The following is a 25,001-nucleotide window of genomic DNA, read 5'->3' as shown; positions in this document are numbered from 1 at the left end:
TCGGGCCGGTTACTTACCGGTCGGTAGTCGGTTGTCCTCAGCGTGGAGGTCTCGTGCCCCGTCGTACCGCGTCCCGTCGTACCGAGCCCCGTCGTACCGAGCCCCGTCGTACCGAGCCCCGTCGTGGTGCCGTCTCCCGTACTCGCACTCGCGCACCGCTCGCTCTCGCCGTCGGTGCCGCACTGGCCGCGCCCCTCGCGCTCGCGGCACCCGCACCCGCGAGCGCCACCGGACAGTTCACCGTCACCCCGTTGAAGTTCACGGTGGAAGCGGGCGGCAGGAGCTGCACCGTCGACGCCGACCTCTACCGCCCGGCCGGAGTGGACGCCGCGCACCCCGCGCCCGCCGTCCTGACCACCAACGGCTTCGGCGGCAGCAAGTCGGACGGTGGGACGGCGGCCACCGGGAAGGCCTTCGCCGAGCGCGGCTACGTCGGGCTCGTCTACTCCGGACTCGGCTTCGGCAAGTCCGGCTGCCTCATCTCCCTCGACGACCCGAAGATCGACGGCAAGGCGGCCTCCGGGCTCGTCGACTTCCTCGCGGGCAAGCGCGCGGCCGACGACGGCACGACGATCGGCTACGTGACCAAGGACGCCGAGGCCGATCCCCGCGTCGGCATGATCGGTGGTTCGTACGGAGGGGCGATCCAGATGGCGACGGCCGCCGTGGACCACCGGATCGACGCCCTCGTACCGATGATCACCTGGAACGACCTGAGCTACTCGCTCGACCCGAACAACGCGTCCGACCGCAGCGTCCCCGGCGCCTCCAAGTGGCAGTGGATGAACGGCTTCTACCTCATCGGCGAGGGCCAGCCGCTCCTCGAACCGAGCCTTGACCCCTCCCGCATCAACTCTCTCACCTGCCTGCATTTCGTCACGAAGGCCTGCGAGACGATCCGTACGCTCAACTCGGGCCGCTATCCCGCGGACAAGACCGAGGCCCTCCAGGAGTACGCGCGCGGCGTCTCGCCCGTCTCGTACCTGCCGCGGGTCAAGACGCCGACGCTGCTGATCCAGGGGCAGGTCGACAGCCTGTTCAACCTGAGCGAGGCGCAGGCGACGTACGAGACACTCAAGGCGCAGGGCACCACGACGAAGATGATCTGGCAGTCCGCGGGCCACAGCGGCGGCCTCACCGACGCGGCGTCCGGTGAACTCAACATGTCCGAGGGCAACCTGGAGACGAGCTACGTCGGCAAGCGCGTCCTGTCGTGGTTCGACCGCTACCTCCGGAAGAACAAGGGCGCCGACACCGGGCCCGCCTTCGCCTACCACCAGGACTGGGTCCCCGCCGACAGCGGACCGAACGGCTCCTACGCCACCGCCGCGAAGGTGCCGTCCCTGAGCCAGAAGCTGTACCTGTCCGGCGACGGCAAGCTCGTCGACAACCGCGAAAAGGTCGCGCGCGGCAGCCGTGAGTACCGGAACTGGCTGATCCCCACAAGTCACTCCGAGAGCTCCCTCGCCGGCATCATCGGCCTGCCCGACCCCGCGCCGCACGACACCAAGGGCACCTACCTCGACTGGACGAGCGAGCCGCTGGCCGCCCCGGTGGATGTGGTCGGCTCCGCGAAGGCCACCCTCAAGGTCGTCTCGCCCAGGACCGAGAAGGTGCAGAACTCCGGCGACGCGGCCGACAAGCTGGTCCTCTTCGCCAAGCTGTACGACGTCGCGCCCGACGGCAGGAAGACGCTGGTGCACCGGCTCGTGTCGCCCGTGCGGGTGCCGGACGTGACGAAGCCGTTCACCGTGTCGCTGCCGGGGATCGTGCACCGGTACGAGGCGGGGCACACGTTGCAGTTCGTGGTGGCGGCGAGCGACGACGCGTACGCGGGAAACCGGGGCGTGAAGCCGGTGACCGTCACCAGCGCGCCCGATGACACCGGGGTGCTCCAGCTGCCTGTCGTGCGCTGATCCGCCCGGAGGTCTCTCCCGGGACTCACCCGTACGGCCCACACCCCCACCCCGGAGGGGCGTCCACCGCGCGCGAACCCCGTCCAGCTGCCCATGCTGGACGGGCGAGGCCGGTCGAAGCTCCGACGGAAGGGTGTCCACTATGAGTCCCAACACCTCCACGGGCGGCTCCAAGAGCAGCTCGGGCGGCGGGGGCGTCATGACGCCCGGCAGGATCGTCGTCGCCGTGATCGCCGTCCTCACTCTGGTCTTCATCTTCGAGAACACCCGCCACACCAAGATCAGGCTGCTGATCCCCGAGGTGACCATGCCTCTGTGGGTGGCGCTGCTCGGCACCGGCCTGATCGGCGCGCTGTGCGGGGCGTACTTCATCCGGCGGCGCAGGTGAGGGTGCTGACCTGCGCGGGGAGCGGCTAGCGTGTCGGGATGCCGGACAGCACCGACAGCAGCACCGACAGCACCGTTCACCTCGCCGAGGGACCTCGCGTAGGCATACGTCCCTACACCTACGCCGACGGCCCCGAGTTCACCACGCGTGCGCGCGAGAGCCGGGAGCTGCACAGTCCCTGGCTCTTCCCGCCCACCACGGACGAGGCGTACGCCGCGTACGCGGGCGCGCTCATCGAGGGCCGGGGAAGGGCCGGGTTCCTGGTCTGTGAGCGGGAGGGTGGTGACATCGCCGGGTTCATCAACATCAACAACATCGTCGAGGGCGCCTTCCTGTGCGGTGCGCTGGGATACGGCGCCTTCGCGCACGCGGCGGGCCGGGGCCTGATGAGCGAGGGAATCGGCCTCGTCACGCGGTACGCGTTCGACGTACTGAAGCTGCACCGCCTGGAGATCAACGTCCAGCCCGGCAACACCGCGTCGATCGCGCTCGCCCGCCGCTGCGGCTACCGCCTTGAGGGCTTCTCGCCGGACTTCCTCCACATCGACGGGGCCTGGCGCGACCACGAACGATGGGCGCTGACCGCCGCGGAATAGCTGTGCCGCTCGGACGGACAGCGTGGCTTTGCGCAATCCTGACCGGGATAGCCCCTGGTCGGGACGGCGTCGACCGTGTTCCATGGTGATCGTGACGACCACCGTGCGACGTGACGTACTGACGCTGCCCGCCGCCCCGTTGGGCCCCGAGAACCCCCTGCCGCCCCTGCGGCCGCTGCGCGAAGTGCACACACTGGACGAGCGCGGCAGAGAGGGGCTGCCACGCGACATGGCGCGGCAGCTCGGTTACGAGCCGCTGCGCGGCATCCTGCCCACACGCGTGCTCGACGGGTACGGACGCGAGCGGACCGACACGACGCTCGACACCCTGGTCATCGAGAACGACCGGCTGCGCGCCACCGTCCTGCCGGGCTTCGGCGGCCGGGTCCACTCCCTCTTCCACAAGCCGACCGGCCGCGAACTCCTCTACCGCAACCCGGTGTTGCAGCCCGCGGCCTTCGCGCTCAACGGCGCCTGGTTCTCCGGCGGCATCGAGTGGAACATAGGCGCGACCGGCCATACGACACTGTCCTGCGCCCCGCTGCACGCCGCACGCGTGACGGCGCCCGACGGCGGCGAGATGCTGCGGCTCTGGGAGTGGGAGCGGCTGCGGGACGTGCCGTTCCAGGTGGACCTGTGGCTCCCCGAGGACTCCGACTTCCTGCACGTCGGAGTGCGGATCCGCAACCCGCACGAGAAGGCGGTTCCGGTCTACTGGTGGTCCAACATCGCCGTGCCCCAGGAGCGCAGGGTCATCGCCCCGGCCGACGAGGCCTGGCACTTCGGGTACGCGGGCGGTCTGCGCAAGGTGCCGGTGCCCGAGACCGACGGGGTGGACCGGACGTATCCGCCCCGCAGCGAGTACGCCGCCGACTACTTCTACGACGTACCGGACCGGGCGCGCCGCTGGATCGCCGCGCTCGACGGCGAAGGGCACGGCCTCGTCCAGACGTCGACCGACCTGCTGCGCGGCCGCAAGCTCTTCGTGTGGGGCTCCGGCGCGGGCGGGCAGCGCTGGCAGGAGTGGCTGACGGAGTCCGGCACGGGCGGGTACGCGGAGATCCAGGCGGGCCTCGCGCGCACGCAGCTGGAGCACGTACGCCTGGACGCCGAGAGCGAGTTCGCGTGGCTGGAGTCGTACGGGCCGCTGTCGGCGGAGCCCGGCCCGGTGCACGGCGACGACTGGCGGGCGGCGCGCGAGGAGGTTCAGGCGCGGCTCACGGACGCGCTGCCGCGGGCCGCGGTGGAGAGGGCGTTCGACGCGTGGCGGCCGTGCGCCGACGCCGAGCCGGGTGAGGTGCTGGCCACCGGGTCCGGGTGGGGCGCGCTCGAAGTCCTGCGCGCGAACCACAAGCTGCCGGGCACGCCGTTCGCCGAGTCCACGCTGGGCCCCGAACAGACGCCGTGGCTGGAGCTGTTGCACTCCGGGGCCGTTCCCGAGCCGCGCCGGGTGGGGCCGCCTGGCCCGACCCTGGTCGCCCCGCACTGGCGGGACATGCTGGAGACGGCGCCCGCGCGGCCGGTCGCCGAGTACCACCTGGGCGTGGCCCAGTGGCATGCGGGAGACCGTGCGCAGGCGGTGCGCAGTTGGGAGCGCGGGCTCGAACTGGCCCCCTCACGCTGGCCGTTGCTGCGGTGCCTGGCGGTCGCCGATCAGGACTCCGACCACATCGAGCGCGCCGCCGACCGGTACGCGGAAGCCTTCGACGACCTGTGCCAGGAGCGGCGCGACGACGGCGTCCTGTGGACGTCCGTGAGTGCCTCCCTCGGCAGGGAGGCCATAGGCGTCCTGCTCGCGGCCGGACGCCAGGCGGTGGCACGCGGAGTGTGGGAACGCCTGCATCCGGCCACGCGCGCGGAGGGCCGCTTCCGCCTCGTCGAGGTCCAACTGCTCCTGGCGGAGGGGCAGAAGGCCGCGGCGCGGGCGGTGTTCGACGAGGGCTTCGAGGTGGCCGATCTGCGCGAGGGCGCCGAAATCCTCGGCGAACTGTGGCGCGCGGTGACCGACGAGGAGGTGCCCGCCCGGTACGACTACCGGATGCGGGCCGCTCCGGAGGAGTGAAGGTACCTGAGGGGGCGGGGCAGCCGCCCCCTCAGGAGCCGGTTACCAGGAGCCGGTTACGCCAACTCGCCGTTCCTGGCCACGACACGACCACCGTGCACGACCATGTCCCGCTGCGGCATGTCCACCAGGACCTGCGGCAGGCACTCCCCGCGTACGAGGATGAAGTCGGCGGGGGCGCCGGGCTTCAGGTCCGCGTGGTCGAGGCCCATCACATCGGCGCCGCCGTGCGCGCCCACGTTGTAGCAGTCGGTCAGTTCGTCGTCCAGGCGGACGTCGGTGACCCAGCCGAGAATGTGCGCGCGGTGCAGCATGTCCGCGTTGCCGAACGGGCTCCACGCGTCGCGCACCCCGTCCGAGCCGAGCCCGACCCGCACGCCGTGCTCGCGCAGCTTCGCGATCGGCAGGACGAGGGATTCGTTCGGCGCGACCGTCGTCAGGGAGATGTCCTGCTCTCCCAGGTCGGCCGCCATCTTGCCCAGGTCGGTGGCGGAGAGGTTCGGCAGGCAGAAGACGTGGCTGACCGTGACCTTGCCGCGCAGGGAGAGCGCCTTGGTGCGGTCGATGATCGCCCGCAGGACCTCCGTGCCCTTCTCGTCGCGGTCGTGCAGGTGGATGTCCACGCCGACACCGTGCCGGTCCGCGAGGCCGAAGACGAGGTCGAGCTGCTCGTCCATCGCGTGGTCGAAGCTGATCGGGTCGATGCCGCCGACCAGGTCGATCGAGCCGGAACGAGCCGCTTCCTCCAGGAGTTCCGCCGTTCCGGGGGTCCGGATCACGCCGTGCTGCGGGAAGGCCACGATCTGCACGTCGAGGGCGTCGCGCAACCGCTCGCGGGCCGTGTTCACGCCCTCGACCCCCGCCAGGTCGTAGGCGGGCGCCACGTCCACGTGGGCGCGCATCGCACGGGTGCCCCGGGTCACGGCGTGGGACATCAGGCCGTACGCGCGCTCGCCGACGGGCCGCTTCTGGCTCTTGAAGATCTCCACGTCCTGGGCGCAGTAGTCGGCGATGCCGCTCGCCGGCTTACGCGAGACCCAGGAACTGCCCCATGTCGTCTTGTCCGGATGTATGTGGGCGTCCACGAGCGAGGGCAGGGCGACGCGCCCGCCGCCGTCGATCACCTTGGCGCCCCTGGGCGCCCGGTCGTCCGTGATTCGGCCGTCGACCACCGTCAGGTCCACGGGGTTCTTCGCGCCGAAGGGACGGACGTCGCGGAACACGACGGCCTTGGGGTGCTTGCCGCCGCCGTGGGGAGCGGCGGCGGCCGGGGTGGCGGCCGAAAGAGCGGCGCCGGTACCCGCGAGGGCTGCGGCACCGGCGAGTACGCCGCGACGGGAGAGGGGCGTCATGGAGGTCTCCTTCAGAGGTGGGGGACTCGGTGGCTCGGTGGGGTTCAGAGCGCGATGCCGGAACGGACCACGCGTACGGGCTTCTTGAGGACCGTCACGTCGGACAGCGGGTCGCCGTCCACAAGGAGCACGTCGCCGGCGAAGCCGCGTGCGAGGCGGCCCGCCGTGCGGTCGAGGCCGAGCAGCTTCGCGGCGCCCGTGGTGGCCGTGCGGATCGCGTCGAGCGCGGAGAGCCCCGCCGTGTGCATCAGCTCCACCTCGCGGCCGATGGGCGTGATCTTCCCGCCGGACGAGTCCGTACCGGCCGCGAGCGGCACGCCGAGCTCGTGCGCGGCGAGCACGGCCCGCTTCAGGACCGGCAGGTACTGGCGCCCGCGCTCCGCGAGCACCGGGTCCGACGACTCGGCGAGACCGGCGATCGCGGTGAGGGTCGGCGTGAAGTACGTTCCCCTGCGCCGCATCTCGTGCAGCGTGCGCTCGCCGACGAAGGCGCCGTGCTCCAGCGAGCGGATGCCCGCCATGACGGCGTCGTGGCAGCCCTTCTCGCTGTAGCTGTGGCAGAGCACGCCCTTGCCGCCGCGCCGGGCCGCCGCGACCACGGCGGACAGCTGCTCGCGGTCGTACACCTGGGCCAGCGGATCCTGCTCCGGCAGGCCCGCCCGCTCGTTGACGCGGGTCTTGATGACATCGGCGCCACGGGCGAGGTTGACCTCGACGACGCGGCGCAGCGCCTCCGGCGAGCGCACGCCGTCACGCAGCCTGGCCAGCGGGGTCAGCTCCGGGTCGGCGAGGATCGTGTCGCCCAGGTCGGGCGTGACGAAGATTCCGGCGGCGCGAAGGCGGGGCGCCTGCTTCGGTGCCTCACGGGCCAACTGCCGTACGGCGATGTCCTGGTAGAAGTTGGTCGAGCCGCTGCGGGCGCTGGTCGCGCCGAGCCGCACCGCGTCGCGCGCCTCGGCTGCGGTGTTGAGGTGGATGTGCGCCTCGACGAGTCCGGGCAGGATCCAGTGCCCGCGCGCGTCGAGCACCTCGGCGCCTTCGGGCACATCGGCCCGGCCGCGCCTGCCCGCCGAGCGGACGACGCCGTCCACGATGACGACCACCGCGTCCTCGGTCACCTCGCCGGTCGCGGGGTCGAGGAGCGTGCCGCCCTCGATGACCAGGTCACCACCGGCCTGCCCCCGCGCCCGCCCCTCGCGTGGGGCGGCGTCCGCCTGAGGCGCGGCGGCGGTCAGCACGGCCGTGGTCCCGGCGAGCGCGGCCGCACCCGCGAGGACACCACGCCGGGTGAGCCGGGAGGAGGGCGGAGGGATGGACTCGACGCACATGGGGCTGCTCCAGGACGGGTTACGGAGGGAACGCGTCCGCAGTTTGTATACCAAGCTGGAGTGGCCCGCAAGGAGGGGCGGGAGAATGCGTGGGTTTGTTCGGGGCGGAGCTCGGGGTGATGGTGAGGTTCGGGATTTTTGGTATACAGCGGGTCGCTGTGAGGAGGGGCTCTCCGCTGTTAGGAGACGCTCGCCGCTGTCAAGAGGTGCTCGCCGCTGTTAAGAGGTGCTCTCCTCGAAGAGCGACCGCAGAGCCACCGCCTGGCTGTCCCTTACGTGCAGCAGCGTGCTCGCCGCCGCCGTCTCCTCGTCGCCCGACGCGATCTGCCGGTAGATGAGGTCGTGCTGCGCCCGCATGTGGTCCGGCTCGACCCGCATGCCGAACAGGAGCTGGAGCTGCCAGCTCAGCTGCTCCATCGTGCGGGCGAGGAGGGGATTGCCGGAGAGGGTCACGATGCCCTCGTGGAACGCCGTGTGCGCGGCGACCTCGCGCGGCCCGTCGTCCACGTCCGACGCCTGTTCGGCCTGGCCGAGCGTGGCCCGCAGCGCGGCGAGCCCCGATGGCTCGTCCGGCGCGCTCGCCGCCACCCGGCGCGCGGAGAGCCGCGAGGCCTGGACCGCGAGCGGCTCCCACACCTCGTACAAGTGCCGCACATCGGCGGGCTCCAGGCGACGGACCCGCACCCCGCTGTGCGGAAGGAGTTCGAGGAGGCCCTCGGCGACCAGCGCGCGCATCGCCTCCCGCACCGGGACCCGCGACATCCGCAGCTCCTCGGCCACCTCGCGCTCCACCAGGCGCGCGCCCAGCGGATAGCGGCGGTCCACGATGCGCTGCCGGACGGCCTCGCGCGCCTGGGCGCTCAACGACACCCGTTCCGCACCGCCCGCCGTACCGCCCTCCCTGCTGCCCGCCACGTGCACCGTCCTCCGTTCGGCCTGCCTGCCGTGGAGGATACGGGGCGGGCGGGGCGGAGTGGTTCAGCTCTCGGTGCGCCGGTCCACGTACTCGAAGACCGTGCCGTCCGGGTGCATCGCGATGAGGTTGCGACCCGCCGGGGTCGCGATGGGGCCCGCGACGACCTTGGCGCCGGACGCGTTCAGAACGGCGTACGCCTCGTCGACGTTCTCCACGGCGATCGTCGCGGAGACCTTCCGGAGGATCTCGATCTCCTTCTCGGGACCGCTCATCAGCAGAAAGCAGCCGATCGCCGCGACGGACACGCCCCCACGCTCGAAACGCTGCGCGGTAGCGCCCGCGAGACGTTCGTAGAAGGCGACCGAGGACTCCAGGTCCTCGACGCAGATGCGCAGCGTGGTTCCCAGGATTTCCATACCGGCGAGCCTAGTTGGCCGGGCCCCCGTCCGTGATCGTTTCCGGGGACTTCCGGGACTTCCACCCCGTGGCGGCCACCACATCGGCCGCGATGTCCCCGATCCGGCGCCCGTCCGTCGCGACGCGGTGTGTGCCGTCGGCCGCGTGCTCCTCCAGGTGCCGGGCCATGAACGCGCTCCTGCGCAGCTGCTGTTCGAGCTCCGAGCCCGGTTCGCGGGCGGTCAGACGCTCCTCGACGGTGGCGTCGGACGCCGTGAGGAGCACCCGGATGAGGCGCGGGCCGCGCAAGGCTCCGGTGAACAGCCACTCCTCGCTCGCCAGGACGCTCGCCGTGTTCGTGTAGACGAGGCGGTGGCAGCCGAGGTCCGTGTAGTTCGCCCAGAGCGCCGCGAGGTTGCGCTCGGTGATCCGGGAGCGGTCGGGGTCGCCGTCCGGCGCCGGGTGGACCGCGTCCAGGGTGTCGCCCTCGATGTACGCGTGCCCCACGTCCGCCTCCCGCAGCAGCGCCGCGACCTCCAGACCCACCGACGACTTGCCGGCCCCGGAGCGGCCCCCGATGAGCAGTGCTTCCGTCTCCCGCATCGGCCGAGCGTGGCAGGCCCGCGTCTCTCACGCGACCCGGTATTCCTCGACCTCCTCCGTGCGCCGCAGCTCCAGACCGTGACCGATGCCGCCGTCGGGCCGGACGACGCCGCCCGTCGGGTCGAGGGCGCCGTCGAAGAACATCGACTCGACCCGCACATGGTCGTGCAGCCACTCGATGTGCCGAAGATTCGGTACGCACGCGGCGACCGCGGCATGCGCGTGCGGGGCGCAGCGGGCCGAGACCTCGATCCCGTGCGCCTGCGCGAGTGCCGCCGCGCGCAGCCACTCGGTCAGGCCGCCGCAGCGCGTCGCGTCCAGCTGGAGGCAGTCCACGGAGGGGATCATCCGCGCGAAGTACGAGAGGTCGTAGCCGTACCCGCCGGCCGCCACGTCGCAGACCAGCGCGTCCCGCGCGAGGGCGAGCCCCCGCAGGTCGTCCGAGGGCACCGGCTCCTCGAACCAGCCCACACCGTGTTCGGCGAGCACCCGGCCCACCCGGATCGCCTGTTTGCGGGTGTAGCCGCCGCTCGCGTCGACGTACAACTCGGCCTGCGCGCCGATGACGTCACGCGCGGTGCGCACCCGCAGCACGTCGCGGGCGGCCGCCCGGCCCCAGGCCTCACCGACCTTGATCTTCACGCGGGGGATGCCCTGGCCGTGCACCCAGCCGTTGAGCTGGGCCGCCAGATGCGTGTCGTGGTACGTCGTGAAGCCCCCGCTCCCGTAGACGGGGACCTCGTCGCGGGCCGCGCCCAGGAGACGTACGAGCGGGATCTCCAGGAGGCGTGCCTTCAGGTCCCACAGGGCGATGTCGATCGCCGATATGGCGCACGAGGCGGCACCGGGGCGACCGGTGTTGCGGATCGCCTTCGTCATCGCCGTGTGCGTGGCGGGGATGTCGAGCGCGTCGAGGCCCGTCACGGCCGGGACGAGCTGCTCGGCCATCAGGGGCACGGTGGCCGCGGGGGCGTACGTCCAGCCCGTGCCCGTCGCGTCTCCCGCGCTCACCTCGACGATCACGATGGTCGTGCTCTCCCAGGCGAGGGTGCCGTCCGCCTCGGGGGCGTCCGCGGGCACCAGGTAGGCGGACATGGCCGGGGTTTCGATGGGCACTGCGTCCTTCATCGGGACCGTCCTGGATCACGTGCGAGGGGTGGGAGATGAGGGTGGGGCCGTGGGGGAGAAGCGGCGTCGGATCGTGCCCCGTTCACCTGCGGCCGCGCCTCGTACGGGTATCCCCGGGCCCGGCGGTCAAACGGCGTCCGCGTCGGTCCGGGCCGCCGGATTCCAGGGGAGTTCGGTGGGGTTCGGCTGCGTTTGACGGCGGTTCGCCGGGGCAATCGGGAGGTCCCGCGTGCCAGGGTCGTCGGGAGGACGCGCGGAAGGAACCGACGGCCGACGCGGCCGGCGGACCGTCGGCCGCGAGCCCGCACCCAAGGAGGAGCCGCCATGACAAGCAAGGAAATCGCCCCGCTCGCCAGGCAGCTGCGGGTCGACTCCGTCCGGGCCGCGGATGCCGCGGGATCCGGGCACCCCACCTCCTCGATGTCCGCGGCCGACCTGATGGCGGTGCTCCTGGCGCGCCACCTGCACTACGACTTCGACCGGCCCGACCACCCCGGCAACGACCGTTTCATCCTCTCCAAGGGACACGCCTCGCCCCTCCTGTACGCGGCGTACAAGGCGGCGGGCGTGGTCACCGACAGCGAGCTGCTGACCTTCCGCGAGCAGGGCAGCCGCCTGGAAGGGCATCCGACGCCCCGCCGCCTTCCGTGGGTCGAGGTCGCCACCGGCTCCCTCGGGCAGGGGCTCCCCGTCGGCGTCGGCATGGCCCTTTCGGGCAAGCGGCTCGACCGGGTCCCCTACCGGGTCTGGGTGCTGTGCGGCGACAGCGAACTGGCGGAGGGCTCGGTGTGGGAGGCCGTCGAGCACGCGGGGTACGAGCACCTGGACAATCTGACGGCCATCGTCGACGTCAACCGCCTGGGGCAGCGCGGCCCCACCCGCCACGCGTGGGATCTCGACGCCTACGCCCGCCGTCTGACCGCCTTCGGCTGGCATGTCGTCGAGATCGACGGCCACGATCTGGACGAGGTCGAGCGCGCCTTCGGGGAGGCGCGCTCCACCGCCGGGCAGCCCACCGCCGTCCTCGCCCGCACCGTCAAGGGCAAGGGCGTCGCCTCCGTCGAGGACCGCGAGGGCATGCACGGCAAGCCGCTGCCGGACGCGCGAGCGGCGATCGAGGAGCTGGGCGGCGTACACGACGTACGTGTCGAGGTGCGCAAGCCCGCCGCCGCGCGGACACCGCAGGCGCCGCGCACCGGCCATCCGGAGCTGCCGCGCCACGAGGTGGGCGACTCCGTCGCCACCCGCACCGCCTACGGCCAGGCGCTCGCCGCGCTCGGCACCGCGCGCGGCGACGTCGTGGCCCTCGACGGCGAGGTCGGCGACTCGACGCGGACCGAGTACTTCGGCAAGGAGCACCCCGAGCGCTACTTCGAGTGCTACATCGCCGAGCAGCAACTCGTCGCCGCCGCCGTGGGGTTGGCGGCCCGCGGCTGGGTCCCGTACGCGTCGACGTTCGCCGCCTTCCTCACCCGCGCCCATGACTTCGTCCGCATGGCGGCGATCAGCGGCGCGGGCATCAACCTCGTCGGCTCCCACGCGGGCGTCGCCATCGGCCAGGACGGTCCTTCCCAGATGGGCCTCGAAGACCTGGCGATGTTCCGCGCGGTGCACGGCTCGACGGTCCTCTACCCGTGCGACGCCCACCAGACGGGGCAGCTCGTCGCGCAGATGGCGGGCCTCGACGGCGTGCGGTACCTGCGTACGTCGCGTGGGGACACGCCCGTCATCTACGGGCCGGGCGAGGAGTTCCCCGTCGGCGGCTCCAAGGTCCTGCGTTCCTCCGACGCCGACCGGCTCACGCTCGTCGCGGCGGGCGTGACCGTGCACGAGGCGCTGACCGCCGCCGAGTTCCTGGACCGCGAGGGGATCCAGGTGCGCGTCATCGACCTGTACTCGGTCAAGCCCGTCGACCGCGCGACCCTGCGCGAGGCCGCCGCCCGCACCGGCTGCCTGCTCACCGTCGAGGACCACCGCCCCGAGGGCGGCATCGGCGACGCCGTGTTCGAGGCCTTCGGCGACGGGGGCCCGGTGCCGCGCCTGGTGCGGCTCGCGGTGAACACGATGCCGGGCTCGGCGTCCCCCGACGAGCAACTGCACGCGGCCGGTATCGACGCCGAGTCCATCGCGGCGGCGGCCCGGCTGCTCGTGGAGCAGGCGGTCGTGCGCTGAGGCCGGTCAGTGCCGCTCGGGATCCGTGGACTGCTCCTTGAGCGTGGGCCGCGCCCTGAGCGTGGGCCGCGCCCTGAGCGTGGGCCGCGCCCTGAACGTGGGCCGCGCCCTGAACGTGGGCCGCGCCCTGAACCAGGCGTTGGCCGTGGGCCGGAACATCAGGACCATCGCTCCGAGCACCGCGCTCAGATGGAGCACGCGGCTCACGCCGAACAGCACGTCCACCACTCCCAGATCCCCGAAGGCGTCCCCCAGGGTGTGCCCGTCGGCCATCCACCGCACGGGCTCGATCACCAGGGACAGCGTGCCGAGGACTCCGAGCCCCACGGCGAGCGTCAGGCGGGCCCAGTTCCTGCCGCGGCGCAGCTGGACGGCGAGCAGGACGGCCGCCGAGAACACGGTCATCCGCAGCAGCAGGCCGCCCGCGATCTCCCCGGCGGAGGTGTCGCCTTCGGCGACGAGACGACCGACCATGAGCACCGTCTCGAAGAAGCCCGCCACGACCGCGGTGATCCAGAGCGCGAACGCGGCGTGGACGGGCGGGGGAGCGGCGGGTCCGCCGCCGCACGACGGCTCCCGTACCGGGTGCCCGGGGAATCTTCGCGTTCCGTTCGCCATGGCGTGCCTCGCTCACTACGGTCCGACCTGAACCGTCTTTCTGAATCCTTCCGGCGTACGCCGCCCGGGGCACGCCTGTCGGCCCCCGTCCTCAGGTGTTGTCAGCACCCCTGTGCAGCATGAAAGGAACCCCACATGACCAGCGCACGAACGCTGCGGGCGGGACGCCGCACCGTACAGCTGCACCGCCCCGACAAGGTCCTCTTCCCCGCCGGGGGTGAGGGTGTTGAGGGTGCGGGCGGAGGCGGGGGCGGCTCGGCGGGCTATACGAAAGGGGACCTCGCCGACTACTACCGGGCCGTCGCCCCGTTCATGCTGCCCCACCTGCGCGGCCGGCCCCTGATGCTGGAGCGGCACCCGGACGGCGTCGACGGGCCCCGCTTCATGCAGAAGGACACCCCCGACCACTACCCGGACTGGATCACCCGCGCCGAGGTCACCAAGGAGGGCGGCACCGTCACCCACACCGTGTGCGACGACACCGCCACGCTCCTCTACCTCGCCGACCAGGCGTGCCTCACTCTGCACCGCTGGACGTCCAGGGTCGGCGGCGCCGGCGGTGTCACCCACCCCGACCGGCTCGTGTTCGACCTCGATCCGGCCAAGGACGACTTCGGCCAGGTGCGCGAGGCGGCGCGGCTCGTGGGCGAGCTGCTCGACCACATCGGCCTTCCGTCCGCCCTGATGACCACGGGCTCACGCGGCCTGCACGTCATCGTGCCCCTCAACGGCCGCCACGACTTCGACGACGTACGCGCCTTCGCCAAGGACGTCGCCGAGACTCTCGCCCGGGCCCACCCCGAGCAGCTCACCACGGCCGCCCGCAAGAAGGACCGCGGCGACCGCCTCTACCTCGACGTGCAGCGCAACGCGTACGCGCAGACCGCCGTCGCCCCCTTCTCCGTCCGTGCCAGGCCCGGCGCCCCGGTTGCCGTGCCCGTCGCCTGGGAGGACCTCGACGACCCCGCGCTCGGGGCCCGGCGCTGGACCATCGCGGACGCGGTCGAGCAGGCCCGCACCAATCCCTGGGCGGGCCTGCTGCGATCGGGGCGTGCCCTGGGACCGGCCCGCCGCAAGCTGCGTGCGTTGAGCGGATGAGTACGGCTAACACCGCGCGAGGGCTACCACCGGTACCAGCGTGACCTCGTCCCGGTCGCCGTCGTGCTGCGCATCAGGAACCCGACCAGCCAGATGACCAGCACGGCGATGGCGACCCACCAGAGAATCTTCACGGCGAACCCCGCCCCGAAGAGCAGCAGGGCCAGCAGAAGGACGAGCAGAATAGGAACCATAGTGTCTTACCTCCTGCTGCCCCGGGTATCCCCAACCGGCCGCTCTAAGCAGGGAATTGAGAACCTGTGAGTGGCGCCACGCGTTGTTCGAGGCAGGCGTCACCCGCTTCCCGCCGGACGTCACACGTGACACGTCACTTCCGGCAGAGGATCTCTCCGTGCAGCACGGCGAACCAGCCGTCATCGCGCTCTCCCCACGCCCGCCACGCGTCGGCGATCGCCCGCAGCTCGCCGGCGTCGGCATGCCCGCCGTCGACCACGCGTCCGGCGTACGCGGAGGCGACCGTGCGGTCCGCCCAGAGCCCGCTCCACCAGGCGCGCTCCTGCGCCGTGCTGTAGCACCAGGTGCTCGCGCTCGCGGTGACGTCGTCGAAACCGGCTTCCAGCGCCCAGGACTTGAGGCGGGGGCCCGCGTCCGGTTCGCCGCCGTTGGCGCGGGCCACCCGCCGGTACAGGTCGAGCCAGCCGTCCATGTCGGGGGAGTTCGGGTACCAGCTCATCGCCGAGTAGTCCGCGTCGCGTGCGGCGACGATGCCGCCCGGCGCGCAGACGCGCCGCATCTCGCTCAGGGCGCGCACCGGGTCGCCGACGTGCTGGAGCACCTGATGTGCGTGGACGACGCAGAAGGAGTCGTCCGGGTAGTCCAGGGCGTGTACGTCGGCGACGGCGAACTCCACGTTCTCCAGGCCCCGTTCGGTCGCCGTCGCGCGGGCGCGGTCCAGGATGCCGGGCGCGTGGTCGACGCCCGTGACCTGGCCGTCGGGGACGAGCGCGGCCAGGTCGGCGGTGATGGTGCCCGGGCCGCAGCCGATGTCCAGGATTCGCATGTGCGGCTTGAGCGAATCAACGAGGTAGGCGGCCGAGTTGGCGGCGGTCCGCCAGGTGTGGGAGCGCAGGACGGACTCGTGGTGTCCGTGCGTGTAGACGGCGGTCTCCTCCGGCATGACGGGAACTCCTTCACATTCGCTGCCGCTCGCTGCGGTGGATCGAACGGTACGCCGCCATGTCGAATAATGAGACCCGCGTATCACTATGTGGTCAACGGTCGAGTGGGAACGGCCGGATGCACGGTCAGCGCCTCGGGCAGCTTGCCGATGAGCGGTCCGTCGGCCGGACCGAGCCTGCGGCCGGGGGCGAACCCGAGCCGGTGGTAGGTGATCCCGGCGGCCACGCCGAACCACCGAAGGCCGTGGTTCGCGCTGCGGCTGCGGCTGCGGCTGCGGCTGAGGCTGCGGCTGAGGCGGGGCAGGAGGCGGTCGGCCCCCGGCCAGTGCCCGGTGGCGACCGCGTCGAAGGTGCGGTGGTCCAGGGCTATGAGGCGGGTTCACGGAGGCATTGGGCGTGGGTACTCCGCGGGGCGATCCACTCTCCTTCGTCGCCGAAAGCGTCGGGAAACCGTCGGAGAACCGACCCTGAATCGCGGGCCGGGGCGGTGCGCCCGGACAGTGGCCCGGGGCGGGGGCGATGAAACGCATTTGCGGCAGCGCGCACCCCCCACAGAGAATCTCCGCATGGGACATCTGGAAGCCGCGCACATCGAGTACTACCTGCCGGACGGCCGAGCCCTGCTCGGTGATGTCTCCTTCCGTGTCGGCGAGGGCTCGATCGTCGCCCTCGTCGGGGCGAACGGCGCGGGCAAGACCACCCTGCTCCGCCTCATCTCGGGCGAGATCCAGCCGCACGGCGGCTCCGTCACCGTCAGCGGCGGCCTCGGCGTCATGCCGCAGTTCGTGGGCTCCGTACGCGATGAGACGACCGTGCGCGACCTGCTGGTCTCCGTGTCGAACCCCCGCATCCGCGAGACCGCGAAGGCCGTGGACGTCGCCGAACACCTGATCATGACCGTCGACGACGAGGCCGCCCAGCTCCAGTACGCCCAGGCGCTCTCCGACTGGGCCGAGGCACACGGCTACGAGGCCGAGACGCTCTGGGACATGTGCACCACCGCCGCGCTCGGCATCCCGTACGACAAGGCGCAGTTCCGCGAGGTCCGCACGCTCTCCGGCGGTGAGCAGAAGCGTCTGGTGCTCGAAGCCCTGCTGCGCGGCGGCGACGAGGTGCTGCTCCTCGACGAGCCGGACAACTATCTCGACGTACCCGGAAAGCGCTGGCTCGAAGAGCGCCTCGGCGAGACGCGCAAGACCGTCCTCTTCGTGTCGCACGACCGCGAGCTCCTCGCCCGCGCCGCCGAGAAGATCGTCAGCGTCGAGCCGGGGCCCGCGGGCGCCGACGCCTGGGTGCACGGCGGCGGCTTCTCCACCTTCCACGAGGCGCGGCGCGAGCGGTTCGCGCGCTTCGAGGAGCTGCGCAGGCGCTGGGACGAGAAGCACGCCCAGCTGAAGAAGCTCGTGCTCAGCCTGCGGCAGGCCGCCTCGATCAGCCATGAGCTGGCCTCGCGGTACGCCGCGGCACAGACCCGCCTTCGCAAGTTCGAGGAGGCGGGGCCGCCGCCCGAGCCGCCGCGCGAGCAGGACATCACCATGCGGCTGCACGGCGGGCGCACCGGCATCCGGGCCATCACCTGCAAGGGCCTTGAGCTGACCGGTCTCATGAACCCCTTCGACCTGGAGGTCTTCTACGGCGAGCGCGTCGCCGTCCTCGGCTCGAACGGCTCCGGCAAGTCGCACTTCCTGCGCCTCCTGGCCGGCGGCGACGTCTCGCACACCGGCGACTGGAAGCTCGGCGCGCGTGTCGTGGCAGGACACTTCGCGCAGACCCACGCCCACCCGGAGCTCTTCGGCCGCACGCTCCTGGACATCCTGTGGCGCGAGCACGCCCAGGCCAAGGGGCCCGCCATGTCACGCCTTCGCCGCTACGAGCTCACCGGCCAGGCCGAGCAGCGCTTCGAGCGGCTCTCGGGCGGCCAGCAGGCGCGCTTCCAGATCCTGCTCCTGGAGCTGGAGGGCTCCACCGCCCTGCTGCTCGACGAGCCCACCGACAACCTCGACCTGGAGTCGGCCGAGGCGCTCCAGGAAGGCCTTGAGGCGTACGAGGGGACCGTGCTGGCCGTGACGCACGACCGCTGGTTCGCCCGCTCCTTCGACCGCTACCTCGTCTTCGGCAGCGACGGTCTCGTGCGCGAGACGCAGGAGCCGGTGTGGGACGAGCGGCGGGTGGAGCGCAAGCGGTGACGCCTTCCGGCTTCCGGCAGAACCGCGAGCGGCAGCGGCCCTGTCGGCTCCTGCCGCCTTCCGTCTTCCGGAAGAACCACAACCGGTAGCGCCTCCCGGCTCCAGGAGGACAATGGTGGCCATGGCAGACACGACTGGTACAGCGGGCCCGTCCGACCCGGCGGGCCACCCGCTCCTCGCCCGGCACTCGGCCGCCATCGAACTGTTCACCGACCGCGTGCACGCGGTCGGGGCCGACCAGTGGGACGCGTCGACGCCGTGCACCGACTGGTCCGTGCACGACCTCGTGAACCACCTCACCACCGAGCAGCTCTGGGTGCCCTCGCTCGTCCGCGACGGCGCCACCATGGAATCCGTCGGCGACGCCTTCGACGGCGACATGCTCGGTCCCGACCCGGTCGCCTCCTGGGACACGGCGGCCGCCGCATCGCGCGAGGCGTTCCGTGAGCCGGGCGCCATCGACCGCACGGTCCATCTCTCCTTCGGCGACAGCGCAGCGGAGTTCTACCTCGGACAGATGATCACCGACCTCGTCGTGCATGCCTGGGACCTCTCCCGGGCGATCGGTGCGGACGAGAAGCTTCCGGATGATCTCGTCACCTTCGCCCTGCGGGAAACCAAGCCGTACGCTGCGGACTTGGCGAAGAGCGGTGTCTTCGCCCCCGCGGTGGAACCACCTCAGGGCGCCGACGCGCAGACGGAGTTGCTGAATCTGCTGGGGCGCCGGGTGTAGCCACGGGGGAAATGAACGAGGTCGGGGGAGCGGGTGAGTCACGCGTGAGCGGCGAGGCATGGGGAACGTCCTTCAGAAGCGCGGACGTGGGCGAGGCACGGAAGATGATCGGTGCCGCGTTCTACCACAACTTCATGGATGTCATCGACCGGCCGCGCGACTTCCGGGCCGAGTTCGACATCGGGCGGCTCGGCGCGCTCACCGTCGGCGAGCTGAGCTGCGGCGCCGACGTGCGGATGCGGCTCGGCGAACTGGGCGCCTACCACGTGAACATCCTGCTCGGCGGGCAGATGAGCTTCCGGCAGGGCGGCGGCGCGTGCATGGTCGCGACGGCGGAACGGGCCGGGGTGTTCCAGCCCGTCGGCGACACGGTGGTGGAGCGGTGGTCCGGCGACTGCCGGATCCTCGCGGTGAAGATGGACCGCGAGACGCTCGACAAGCGCCTGGAACGGCTCATCGGGCGGCCCGTCCGCGCCCCGCTGATGCTCGCCCCCGAACTCGACACCACCCGAGGCCCGGGCCGCGCGTGGGCCCGGCTCGTCACGACGGTCTTCGAGGAACTGCGCGAGGAGCCCGGCGATGCGCCGGCCCAGCCGTCGCTCTGTACGTCGCCGCTGGTCGCCGAGCCCCTCCAGGAGGCGATCCTGAACGGGCTGCTGCTCGCCGTCGAACATCCCTTCCGCGGCGAACTGATGGCTCCGGCGCAGAATTTGCGCCCCGCGCCCGTGAAGCGCGCGATGGACGCCGTCGAGGAGCGGCCGGAACACCCGTTCACACCCGCCGGACTCGCCGCCGAGGCGCGGGTCGGGGTGCGCTGGCTCCAGGAGGCGTTCCGCCGCTACGTGGGAATGTCGCCGATGGCGTACGTACGGGACGTACGGCTGACCCGCGTGCGCGACGAACTGCGGGCGGCGGAGCCCGGCGCGCTCAGCGTGAGCGAGGTGGCGCACCGGTGGGGCTTCAGTCATCTGGGGAGATTCGCCGAGCAGTACCACGCCCGGTTCGGGGAGTTGCCGTCCCAGACGCTGCGGAGGTGAACCGTGCGCTATGCGGACACTGGCCGCGCTGAGCGGATCGTCGCTGTGGCGTAACTGACTTATCGTTTCACCTGTCACCGGCTGGGCCGGTCGCTGCCCACGGGCCCTCAACCCGCCCCAGGTGCACGGCCGTGACGGACCACCGGCGATGTTCCGGCCCGGCCTCAGACCGGGCCGGGCCCCGACGCGGGTCCGGTCGCTCCCCTCGCACAACCCGTGCAACCGGACCCGCTCCCTCGGCCGGGCCGGGACCCCGCCCGGCCGGGGGCCGGGTCGGCGGATTGAACTGGAGTGCGAACAGCTGTGGAGGCCGCACCCCGGCTCAGGCCGACGGCGCAGGGCTCGGAGACCTGAGCTCGGAACTCAGGCCGACAGCTCGGAACTCAGGCCGACGCGGCGAGATCCCCGAGGGTCACCATCCCCACCGGATGTCCGTTCTCGACGACCGGCAGCCTGCGCACGGCGTATTCGAGCATCAGGCTGACGGCCGACGCCACGGCGTCATCCGGAGCGACCATCACCGGGTTCGGGGTACAGATGGCCTGCGCGCTGACGGTGAGGGGATCGGCGCCGTCGGCGACGGCGCGCAGCGTGATGTCCCGGTCGGTGAGCACGCCGACCACCCGGCCCGCCGTGGCCACCAGAACATGGCCGATGTCCTGCGCGCGCATCAGCTGAGCCGCTTCGACCAGCGAGGCATCGGGGCCTACCGCCACGACGCCCGGTGTCATGACGTCCCTTACGACAACAGCCATGATGGGGCCTTTCCCTGCGGGGTCACTGGTCTCGCCGCAGTACCCGTGTGAGACCGGTCCATGCGGGTTCGCCGGGAGGGATGTGAGGAGACCGACACGGGGGCCGGTCGCGGCCCGTGTTTGTCCCCGGGGCCTCGGGGCAGGCGAAGTGGACAGTGCTTCGGAACGGAGGCACGTCCGTGGGTGCGGCTCGAGCACGCCCCGGGTGTGCCCCGTCGCGATCTCGCGCGCATCCCACGGTGACTCTTCAACCCAAGGCACCCACAGGGAGTTGCGACCCATCATGCGATCCGAAGCGCGACAACAGCCGAAGCGCCGTCCGCACGACGACGCCCCCGACACCGCAGCCGCCTTCCGCAGGCTCACCGAGATGCCGCACGGCCCCGAGCGTGACGCACTGCGACAGGAGTTGGTCAAGGCCTGGCTGCCGATGGCCGAGCGGCTCGCGGGCCGGTTCCGCAACCGCGGTGAAGCGCTTGACGACCTGCGTCAGGTCGCGGCCCTCGGCCTGGTCAAGGCCGTCGACCGGTACGACCCCGAGCGCGGCAGCGCCTTCGAGAGCTACGCCGTGCCGACCGTCACCGGCGAGATCAAGCGTCACTTCCGCGATCACATGTGGAGCCTCCACGTGCCGCGCCGCGTACAGGACTTGCGCAACCGGGTCCGCTTCGCCCGCCAGGAGCTGACGCAGACCGTCCCCGGACGTGCGCCGACCCTCGCCGAGATCGCCGAGAAGGCACAGCTGTCCCCGGAGGACGCGGCCGCCGGGCTCGAGGCGCTGGAAAGCTTCACCGCGCTCTCCCTGGACGCCGAACTCCCGGGCAGCGAGGACGGATACGCGCTGCGGGACGCGCTCGGCGCGCCCGACCCCGCGCTCGACGTCGTCATCGACCGCGAGGCCGTCAAGCCGCGCATCGCCGCACTGCCCGAGCGGGAACGCGACATCCTCTACATGCGGTTCTTCGGCGACATGACACAGAGCCGCATCGCCGAGCAGCTCGGCATCTCCCAGATGCACGTCTCCCGCCTGATCAGCCGCTGCTGCGACCGGCTGCGCGACCAGGTCATGCAGGACGCGGCCTAGTTGCTGCCCGGGGCCTGGGGGCTCGTCCGCCGGGCCATGGCCAGCGCGATGTGGCGCGACATCACGTCGACGGTCTGCGCCTCCGCCATCGAGAAGGCGAGCCGTGCCCCGCTCCTGAACAGCGTGAGGACACCCTCCACCGGACCGTCCGAGCGCCCTCTCAGCGGCACGCAGAGCAGGGACGTCACCTGCGCGCGTACGAGGACGGGGGCGCCGGACGAGTCGAGGCCGAAGGCCTCCGGGTCCTCCGGACGGACCTGGAGCATAGGGGCCCCGCCGCGTGCCGCCTCGGCGACGAGGGGGCACGCGGCGGGTGCCTGCGCCAGGACCGCGTCGACCGGGGCGTCCGCAGGTCCCAGGACGGTCGTACGCCGCTGTCGTGCGGCGCCCTCGTCGACTATCACCCAGTCCGCGAACCGCGGGTGCAGGACATCGGCCGCCCGTTCCAGGACTGCCGCGCGATCCCCGGCGGGAGCGGTGAGCAGGGCGGTGGTCATGGCGTCCGCCAGGTCGAGGCGGGCCGCGTGCCGGGTCGTCTCGACGAGGTCGGGGGCGGGAGCCGGGGCCTCGTGCGGCGCTGTCCGGGAGCCTGTGGGCTTCGCGTCGGGCCGCGCGCCGGGCTGCAGCACCACCAGGACCGCCGTGCGCGGCTCCGTCGCGGGTCGCAGCGCGGTGAGCGTCGCGCGGACCGGGAGGCGCGGATCGCGCTGGAGGTGGACGGTGAGGCTGCGGTCGCCGTCGCCGCGGGCGACCGCGGCGGTCTGCGAGCGGAACGCGACCCGGTCCGCGTGCAGCAGGAATCCGGTCAGGGGTCTGCCGGTCGCGTATCCGGCGCGTACGCCCGTGAAGCCGGTCGCCGCGAAGTTCATCCGCCGGACCACCGATTCCCGGTCGATCAGGGCGACGGGCAGGGGGAGGCGCTGGAAGAGGGCCCGCAGCAGCCGCTCCTCGTCCCGGTCGGGCACGCCGCCGCCAAGACGGCCGTCCGCGGCGAGCTGTTCGTAGAGCGGCATCAACCGGTCGGCGACATGGTCGAGTTCGAAAATCGCCGCGTCAAGGACCGTGCCGAGATCGTCCGTCGGTACGGAGCGGGCTGACTTCAACTCGGTGACGCGGCGCATGAAATCCGCGATGTCTTCACCGAACTCCTCCGTTTTGGCCATGTGTCGAACGTATCTGCAACGACCGTTTTCCGGGTGGCCTCGCGGGAAGGCGGAGGGGAGACTCGCGGGAAGAAGAGGGAAGAAGGAGGAGGAAACCACGATGCCCCTCTTACCGGAACCGAACCTGGCAGGACCGGAGTCGGCGATGCCGGGACGCAGGCTCTCGGAACTGGCCGAACAGGCCGTGCGCTGCACCACCGCGTGCTGCGGCGCGGGCACGACCGTGTCGGAGGGCGGCAGCGAGCACCCCGCGTCGGTGACCCACCCGGACCTGGCCGGTCTCGTCTCCGTCCAGTTGAGTTCGGGCTACGGACCCATCCCGGTGGCGCACGAGCGGGGCGGGCCGGTGGAGACCGGTGACCTGCTGCGGGTCGAACGGTGGCCCGAGTACCGCGCCATGGCGCTCGACTCCGGCGTACGCTCCAGCGTCACGCTCCCCTTCCAGTGCGCGGGGCTCACGGTGACCCTGACCCTGTTCAGCTTCCGCCCCGACACCCTGGACGACGTCCGGCACGGTCCCGCCCAGGCGCTCGGCGACCTCGCCACGACCGGCCTGGTCCGCGACCGCCGCTACCACGCGGCCCTCACCGAACTGGACCACCTCGGCACGGCCCTGCGCACCCGCCCCGTGGTCGACCAGGCCTGCGGCATCATCATGCATGTCCTGACCTGCGACGCGGACAAGGCCTTCACGATGCTGCGCCGCATCTCCCAGGCCACGAACCGCAAGCTGGCCGATGTCGCGGCGGCGGTGGTGGAGAAGCGGGGCAAGGGTCTTGAGCGCGAGCTTGCGGGGCTCGCCGCCGAGGAGGGAAACCACTCGGCCGGAGGCTCCCGCGCGCGCTGAGCGGCCCGTCGCGTTTCGATGGGTCCATGCGGACGGAATCCGAAGGCCGTGGCCCCGTCCGGTACGGGCCTCCCCTGCCGGAGCCGGGCCTGCCTGTGCTGCCCGAGCTGTCCGCCGCGCTCGCCGGTGCCGCGGGCCGTGCCCACGCCGAACCGCCCGGCGGCAGCCCCGCCCTCCTGGACGCCGCGAGCGGCTACTGGGCCCGGCGCGGCCTGACGGTGGAGCGCGGCCAGGTCGTCGCCGCGCCCGGAGCCGGGCCCCTGCTGCTCGCGCTGACCGCCGCGCTCGGTGGCGGTGACGTCCTGCTCCCGCGGCCCTGCCCGGCCTGGTGGGCGCCGCAGGTACGACTCCTTGGCCGGTCGGTGTACCACGTTCCTACGCCCGCCGAATGCGGCGGCGTCCCCGATCCGTACGCCCTCCTGGAGACCGTCCGCCGTATCCGCGCCGAAGGAGGCACCCCGCGCCTCCTCGTGCTCTCCGTCGCCGACGACCCGACCGCCACCGTGCCGCCGCCGGAGGTGCTGCACGAAGCCGTGGAGGCGGCGGCGGACGAGGGGCTGCACATCGTCAGCGACGAGACCTGGCGCGACACCCTGCACCGGCCGCACGAAACCTTGCTCATCGGCCCCGCCGAGATGGCCCCCGAACGGGTGACGGTGCTGGCCGACCTCTCCGGAGCGTTCCTGCCGCCGGGCTGGCCCGCGGCGGTCGCCCGGTTCCCTTCCGACGCGCGGGGCGCCGCTCTGCGGGCCCGCACCCTGGACGTCCTCACCGCGCTCGGCGCGTGCGTGGCGGCGCCGGTCGGGGCGGTGGCGTCGTACGCCCTGGGCGAGCCGGACGAGGTGACCGGCCGCCTCGCCCGCGCGATCGCCCTGCACGCACGCGTGGCCGCCGCCGCGCACCGGGCGGTTCTCGCCGCGGGCGCGCTGGCCCGGCCCCCACGGGCGGGCCGCCATTTCTACGTGGACCTCGGGCCGCTCCGCCCGGCCCTCGCCGCGCGCGGCGTCGGCGACTCGCAGGACCTGGAGGACTTCCTCGGCGAACGCCTCGCCATGCCCGCACCCGGCGGCCACCGCTTCGGCGACGAACTGGGGGCGCTGCGCGTACGCCTGTCCACCGGACCGCTCCTCGGCTCAACCCGCGAGGAGCGCCTGACGTCTCTCACCGCACCGGACGCGCTTGAACTGCCGTACGTGGAACGGGCGTTGAGCCTCCTTGGATCGGCCTTCGGCGATCTCCGCACAGCGGCACAGCGAAGGGAGCCTCCTCGGTGACGCAGCAGACGGAGACGCAGCGGGACGGCCGGACGGACCTGGACGGGCAGGGCGAGCGGGCGGACCAGGGCGAGCGGGACGCCGGGTCGGCGGAGGCGAGATCCGCGGACGCCGGGTCCGCGGGCGCCGGGTCCACCGGCGCCGGTTCTGCGGGTGTCAGATCTGCATACGCCGGGTCTGCATACGCCGGGTCTGCGGACGCTGGAACCA

24 protein-coding genes are annotated in these 25,001 nt (G+C 72.2%); 12 read left to right on the top strand and 12 right to left on the bottom strand.

The annotated features are described in order from the left end of the window. Window positions 1-182: 182 nt before the first annotated feature. From ACFVXC_RS02855 to ACFVXC_RS02840, 4 genes are all read left to right on the top strand, one after another. Window positions 183-1,916: a CocE/NonD family hydrolase gene (locus ACFVXC_RS02855; protein WP_389901545.1), complete on the top strand. Its 1,734-nt coding sequence runs from the start codon at window positions 183-185 to the stop codon at window positions 1,914-1,916. A 142-nt stretch (window positions 1,917-2,058) separates the two neighbouring features. Then, window positions 2,059-2,304 carry a hypothetical protein gene (locus ACFVXC_RS02850; RefSeq protein WP_389900815.1) on the top strand — a complete coding sequence of 82 codons (246 nt, stop codon included), beginning with the start codon at window positions 2,059-2,061 and terminating at the stop codon, window positions 2,302-2,304. Window positions 2,305-2,342: 38 nt separating this feature from the next. Further along, complete coding sequence (locus ACFVXC_RS02845; RefSeq protein WP_389900813.1) at window positions 2,343-2,900, top strand: GNAT family N-acetyltransferase; 558 nt, start codon at window positions 2,343-2,345, stop codon at window positions 2,898-2,900. An 82-nt stretch (window positions 2,901-2,982) separates the two neighbouring features. Further along, window positions 2,983-4,962 (top strand): DUF5107 domain-containing protein, encoded by a 1,980-nt coding sequence (locus tag ACFVXC_RS02840; protein ID WP_389900811.1) that lies wholly within the window; start codon window positions 2,983-2,985, stop codon window positions 4,960-4,962. Between the two features lie 56 nt (window positions 4,963-5,018). Here the strand turns inward: ACFVXC_RS02840 and ACFVXC_RS02835 are convergent, their stop codons facing one another. From ACFVXC_RS02835 to ACFVXC_RS02810, 6 genes are all read right to left on the bottom strand, one after another. Further along, window positions 5,019-6,314, bottom strand: coding sequence for an amidohydrolase family protein (locus ACFVXC_RS02835; RefSeq protein ID WP_389900809.1), 1,296 nt, complete (start codon window positions 6,312-6,314; stop codon window positions 5,019-5,021). Window positions 6,315-6,358: 44 nt separating this feature from the next. Then, window positions 6,359-7,642, bottom strand: coding sequence for an amidohydrolase family protein (locus tag ACFVXC_RS02830; protein ID WP_389900807.1), 1,284 nt, complete (start codon window positions 7,640-7,642; stop codon window positions 6,359-6,361). Window positions 7,643-7,861: 219 nt separating this feature from the next. Further along, window positions 7,862-8,557, bottom strand: a complete 696-nt coding sequence (locus ACFVXC_RS02825; protein ID WP_389900805.1) for a GntR family transcriptional regulator — start codon at window positions 8,555-8,557, stop codon at window positions 7,862-7,864. A gap of 63 nt (window positions 8,558-8,620) precedes the next feature. Further along, a complete protein-coding gene (locus ACFVXC_RS02820) occupies window positions 8,621-8,974 on the bottom strand; it encodes a VOC family protein (RefSeq protein ID WP_389900804.1) in 354 nt (117 codons plus the stop codon). Window positions 8,975-8,984: 10 nt separating this feature from the next. Next, window positions 8,985-9,557, bottom strand: a complete 573-nt coding sequence (locus tag ACFVXC_RS02815) for a hypothetical protein (protein WP_389900803.1) — start codon at window positions 9,555-9,557, stop codon at window positions 8,985-8,987. A gap of 27 nt (window positions 9,558-9,584) precedes the next feature. Further along, window positions 9,585-10,685, bottom strand: coding sequence for an enolase C-terminal domain-like protein (locus tag ACFVXC_RS02810; RefSeq protein WP_389900801.1), 1,101 nt, complete (start codon window positions 10,683-10,685; stop codon window positions 9,585-9,587). A gap of 324 nt (window positions 10,686-11,009) precedes the next feature. Here ACFVXC_RS02810 and ACFVXC_RS02805 point away from each other — a divergent pair, with 324 nt between their 5' ends. Then, window positions 11,010-12,857 carry a transketolase gene (locus tag ACFVXC_RS02805; RefSeq protein ID WP_389900800.1) on the top strand — a complete coding sequence of 616 codons (1,848 nt, stop codon included), beginning with the start codon at window positions 11,010-11,012 and terminating at the stop codon, window positions 12,855-12,857. A gap of 6 nt (window positions 12,858-12,863) precedes the next feature. Here the strand turns inward: ACFVXC_RS02805 and ACFVXC_RS02800 are convergent, their stop codons facing one another. Next, window positions 12,864-13,475, bottom strand: a complete 612-nt coding sequence (locus ACFVXC_RS02800) for a hypothetical protein (protein WP_389900798.1) — start codon at window positions 13,473-13,475, stop codon at window positions 12,864-12,866. A gap of 135 nt (window positions 13,476-13,610) precedes the next feature. Here ACFVXC_RS02800 and ligD point away from each other — a divergent pair, with 135 nt between their 5' ends. After that, window positions 13,611-14,573 carry a non-homologous end-joining DNA ligase gene (ligD, locus tag ACFVXC_RS02795; RefSeq protein ID WP_389900796.1) on the top strand — a complete coding sequence of 321 codons (963 nt, stop codon included), beginning with the start codon at window positions 13,611-13,613 and terminating at the stop codon, window positions 14,571-14,573. A gap of 23 nt (window positions 14,574-14,596) precedes the next feature. Here ligD and ACFVXC_RS02790 read toward each other — a convergent pair whose 3' ends face one another. From ACFVXC_RS02790 to ACFVXC_RS02780, 3 genes are all read right to left on the bottom strand, one after another. Then, window positions 14,597-14,767: a hydrophobic protein gene (locus ACFVXC_RS02790; protein WP_363312340.1), complete on the bottom strand. Its 171-nt coding sequence runs from the start codon at window positions 14,765-14,767 to the stop codon at window positions 14,597-14,599. A 134-nt stretch (window positions 14,768-14,901) separates the two neighbouring features. Further along, the gene (locus ACFVXC_RS02785) at window positions 14,902-15,711 is read right to left on the bottom strand and encodes a class I SAM-dependent methyltransferase (protein ID WP_389900793.1); all 810 of its coding nucleotides are present in this window, start codon (window positions 15,709-15,711) and stop codon (window positions 14,902-14,904) included. Window positions 15,712-15,797: 86 nt separating this feature from the next. Then, the gene (locus ACFVXC_RS02780; protein WP_389900792.1) at window positions 15,798-15,938 is read right to left on the bottom strand and encodes a hypothetical protein; all 141 of its coding nucleotides are present in this window, start codon (window positions 15,936-15,938) and stop codon (window positions 15,798-15,800) included. 340 nt (window positions 15,939-16,278) lie between these two features. Here ACFVXC_RS02780 and ACFVXC_RS02775 point away from each other — a divergent pair, with 340 nt between their 5' ends. From ACFVXC_RS02775 to ACFVXC_RS02765, 3 genes are all read left to right on the top strand, one after another. Continuing rightward, a complete protein-coding gene (locus ACFVXC_RS02775) occupies window positions 16,279-17,898 on the top strand; it encodes an ABC-F family ATP-binding cassette domain-containing protein (RefSeq protein WP_389900790.1) in 1,620 nt (539 codons plus the stop codon). A 121-nt stretch (window positions 17,899-18,019) separates the two neighbouring features. After that, the gene (locus ACFVXC_RS02770; protein WP_389900788.1) at window positions 18,020-18,631 is read left to right on the top strand and encodes a TIGR03086 family metal-binding protein; all 612 of its coding nucleotides are present in this window, start codon (window positions 18,020-18,022) and stop codon (window positions 18,629-18,631) included. A gap of 86 nt (window positions 18,632-18,717) precedes the next feature. Beyond that, entirely contained in the window at window positions 18,718-19,668 is a 951-nt protein-coding gene (locus ACFVXC_RS02765) for an AraC family transcriptional regulator (protein ID WP_389900787.1), read from the top strand. Window positions 19,669-20,051: 383 nt separating this feature from the next. On the opposite strand, the gene ACFVXC_RS02760 is transcribed toward ACFVXC_RS02765, so the two are convergent. Next, complete coding sequence (locus ACFVXC_RS02760) at window positions 20,052-20,423, bottom strand: CBS domain-containing protein (RefSeq protein WP_389900785.1); 372 nt, start codon at window positions 20,421-20,423, stop codon at window positions 20,052-20,054. Window positions 20,424-20,706: 283 nt separating this feature from the next. On the opposite strand from ACFVXC_RS02760, the gene ACFVXC_RS02755 reads away from it, so the two are divergent. Continuing rightward, window positions 20,707-21,507 carry an RNA polymerase sigma factor SigF gene (locus ACFVXC_RS02755; protein WP_389900784.1) on the top strand — a complete coding sequence of 267 codons (801 nt, stop codon included), beginning with the start codon at window positions 20,707-20,709 and terminating at the stop codon, window positions 21,505-21,507. Here the strand turns inward: ACFVXC_RS02755 and ACFVXC_RS02750 are convergent. Further along, the gene (locus ACFVXC_RS02750; protein ID WP_389900783.1) at window positions 21,504-22,670 is read right to left on the bottom strand and encodes a PAS domain-containing protein; all 1,167 of its coding nucleotides are present in this window, start codon (window positions 22,668-22,670) and stop codon (window positions 21,504-21,506) included. The two genes, ACFVXC_RS02755 and ACFVXC_RS02750, sit on opposite strands and share 4 nt — an antisense overlap. Window positions 22,671-22,770: 100 nt before the next feature. Here ACFVXC_RS02750 and ACFVXC_RS02745 point away from each other — a divergent pair, with 100 nt between their 5' ends. Both ACFVXC_RS02745 and ACFVXC_RS02740 read left to right on the top strand, forming a co-directional pair. Then, the gene (locus ACFVXC_RS02745) at window positions 22,771-23,517 is read left to right on the top strand and encodes an ANTAR domain-containing response regulator (protein ID WP_389900782.1); all 747 of its coding nucleotides are present in this window, start codon (window positions 22,771-22,773) and stop codon (window positions 23,515-23,517) included. A 26-nt stretch (window positions 23,518-23,543) separates the two neighbouring features. Then, window positions 23,544-24,791, top strand: coding sequence for an aminotransferase class I/II-fold pyridoxal phosphate-dependent enzyme (locus ACFVXC_RS02740; RefSeq protein WP_389900780.1), 1,248 nt, complete (start codon window positions 23,544-23,546; stop codon window positions 24,789-24,791). The last annotated feature ends 210 nt before the right edge of the window (window positions 24,792-25,001 follow it).

The sequence above is a fragment of the Streptomyces sp. NPDC058257 genome (genome assembly GCF_042881845.1).
Lineage (GTDB): Bacteria > Actinomycetota > Actinomycetes > Streptomycetales > Streptomycetaceae > Streptomyces.
The sequence above is the reverse complement of the archived record's forward strand: the minus strand, read 5'-3'. Positions and strand labels throughout refer to the sequence as shown.

Excerpts from the sequence above, each read along its gene's own strand:
- ACFVXC_RS02850 (WP_389900815.1), top strand. The coding sequence starts at position 2,059 with ATGAGTCCCAACACCTCCACGGGCGGCTCCAAGAGCAGCTCGGGCGGC.
- ACFVXC_RS02845 (WP_389900813.1), top strand. The coding sequence starts at position 2,343 with ATGCCGGACAGCACCGACAGCAGCACCGACAGCACCGTTCACCTCGCC.
- ACFVXC_RS02840 (WP_389900811.1), top strand. The coding sequence starts at position 2,983 with ATGGTGATCGTGACGACCACCGTGCGACGTGACGTACTGACGCTGCCC.
- ACFVXC_RS02835 (WP_389900809.1), bottom strand. The coding sequence starts at position 6,314 with ATGACGCCCCTCTCCCGTCGCGGCGTACTCGCCGGTGCCGCAGCCCTC.
- ACFVXC_RS02830 (WP_389900807.1), bottom strand. The coding sequence starts at position 7,642 with ATGTGCGTCGAGTCCATCCCTCCGCCCTCCTCCCGGCTCACCCGGCGT.
- ACFVXC_RS02820 (WP_389900804.1), bottom strand. The coding sequence starts at position 8,974 with ATGGAAATCCTGGGAACCACGCTGCGCATCTGCGTCGAGGACCTGGAG.
- ACFVXC_RS02815 (WP_389900803.1), bottom strand. The coding sequence starts at position 9,557 with ATGCGGGAGACGGAAGCACTGCTCATCGGGGGCCGCTCCGGGGCCGGC.
- ACFVXC_RS02810 (WP_389900801.1), bottom strand. The coding sequence starts at position 10,685 with ATGAAGGACGCAGTGCCCATCGAAACCCCGGCCATGTCCGCCTACCTG.
- ACFVXC_RS02805 (WP_389900800.1), top strand. The coding sequence starts at position 11,010 with ATGACAAGCAAGGAAATCGCCCCGCTCGCCAGGCAGCTGCGGGTCGAC.
- ACFVXC_RS02800 (WP_389900798.1), bottom strand. The coding sequence starts at position 13,475 with ATGGCGAACGGAACGCGAAGATTCCCCGGGCACCCGGTACGGGAGCCG.
- ligD (WP_389900796.1), top strand. The coding sequence starts at position 13,611 with ATGACCAGCGCACGAACGCTGCGGGCGGGACGCCGCACCGTACAGCTG.
- ACFVXC_RS02790 (WP_363312340.1), bottom strand. The coding sequence starts at position 14,767 with ATGGTTCCTATTCTGCTCGTCCTTCTGCTGGCCCTGCTGCTCTTCGGG.
- ACFVXC_RS02785 (WP_389900793.1), bottom strand. The coding sequence starts at position 15,711 with ATGCCGGAGGAGACCGCCGTCTACACGCACGGACACCACGAGTCCGTC.
- ACFVXC_RS02775 (WP_389900790.1), top strand. The coding sequence starts at position 16,279 with ATGGGACATCTGGAAGCCGCGCACATCGAGTACTACCTGCCGGACGGC.
- ACFVXC_RS02770 (WP_389900788.1), top strand. The coding sequence starts at position 18,020 with ATGGCAGACACGACTGGTACAGCGGGCCCGTCCGACCCGGCGGGCCAC.
- ACFVXC_RS02760 (WP_389900785.1), bottom strand. The coding sequence starts at position 20,423 with ATGGCTGTTGTCGTAAGGGACGTCATGACACCGGGCGTCGTGGCGGTA.
- ACFVXC_RS02755 (WP_389900784.1), top strand. The coding sequence starts at position 20,707 with ATGCGATCCGAAGCGCGACAACAGCCGAAGCGCCGTCCGCACGACGAC.
- ACFVXC_RS02750 (WP_389900783.1), bottom strand. The coding sequence starts at position 22,670 with ATGGCCAAAACGGAGGAGTTCGGTGAAGACATCGCGGATTTCATGCGC.
- ACFVXC_RS02745 (WP_389900782.1), top strand. The coding sequence starts at position 22,771 with ATGCCCCTCTTACCGGAACCGAACCTGGCAGGACCGGAGTCGGCGATG.
- ACFVXC_RS02740 (WP_389900780.1), top strand. The coding sequence starts at position 23,544 with ATGCGGACGGAATCCGAAGGCCGTGGCCCCGTCCGGTACGGGCCTCCC.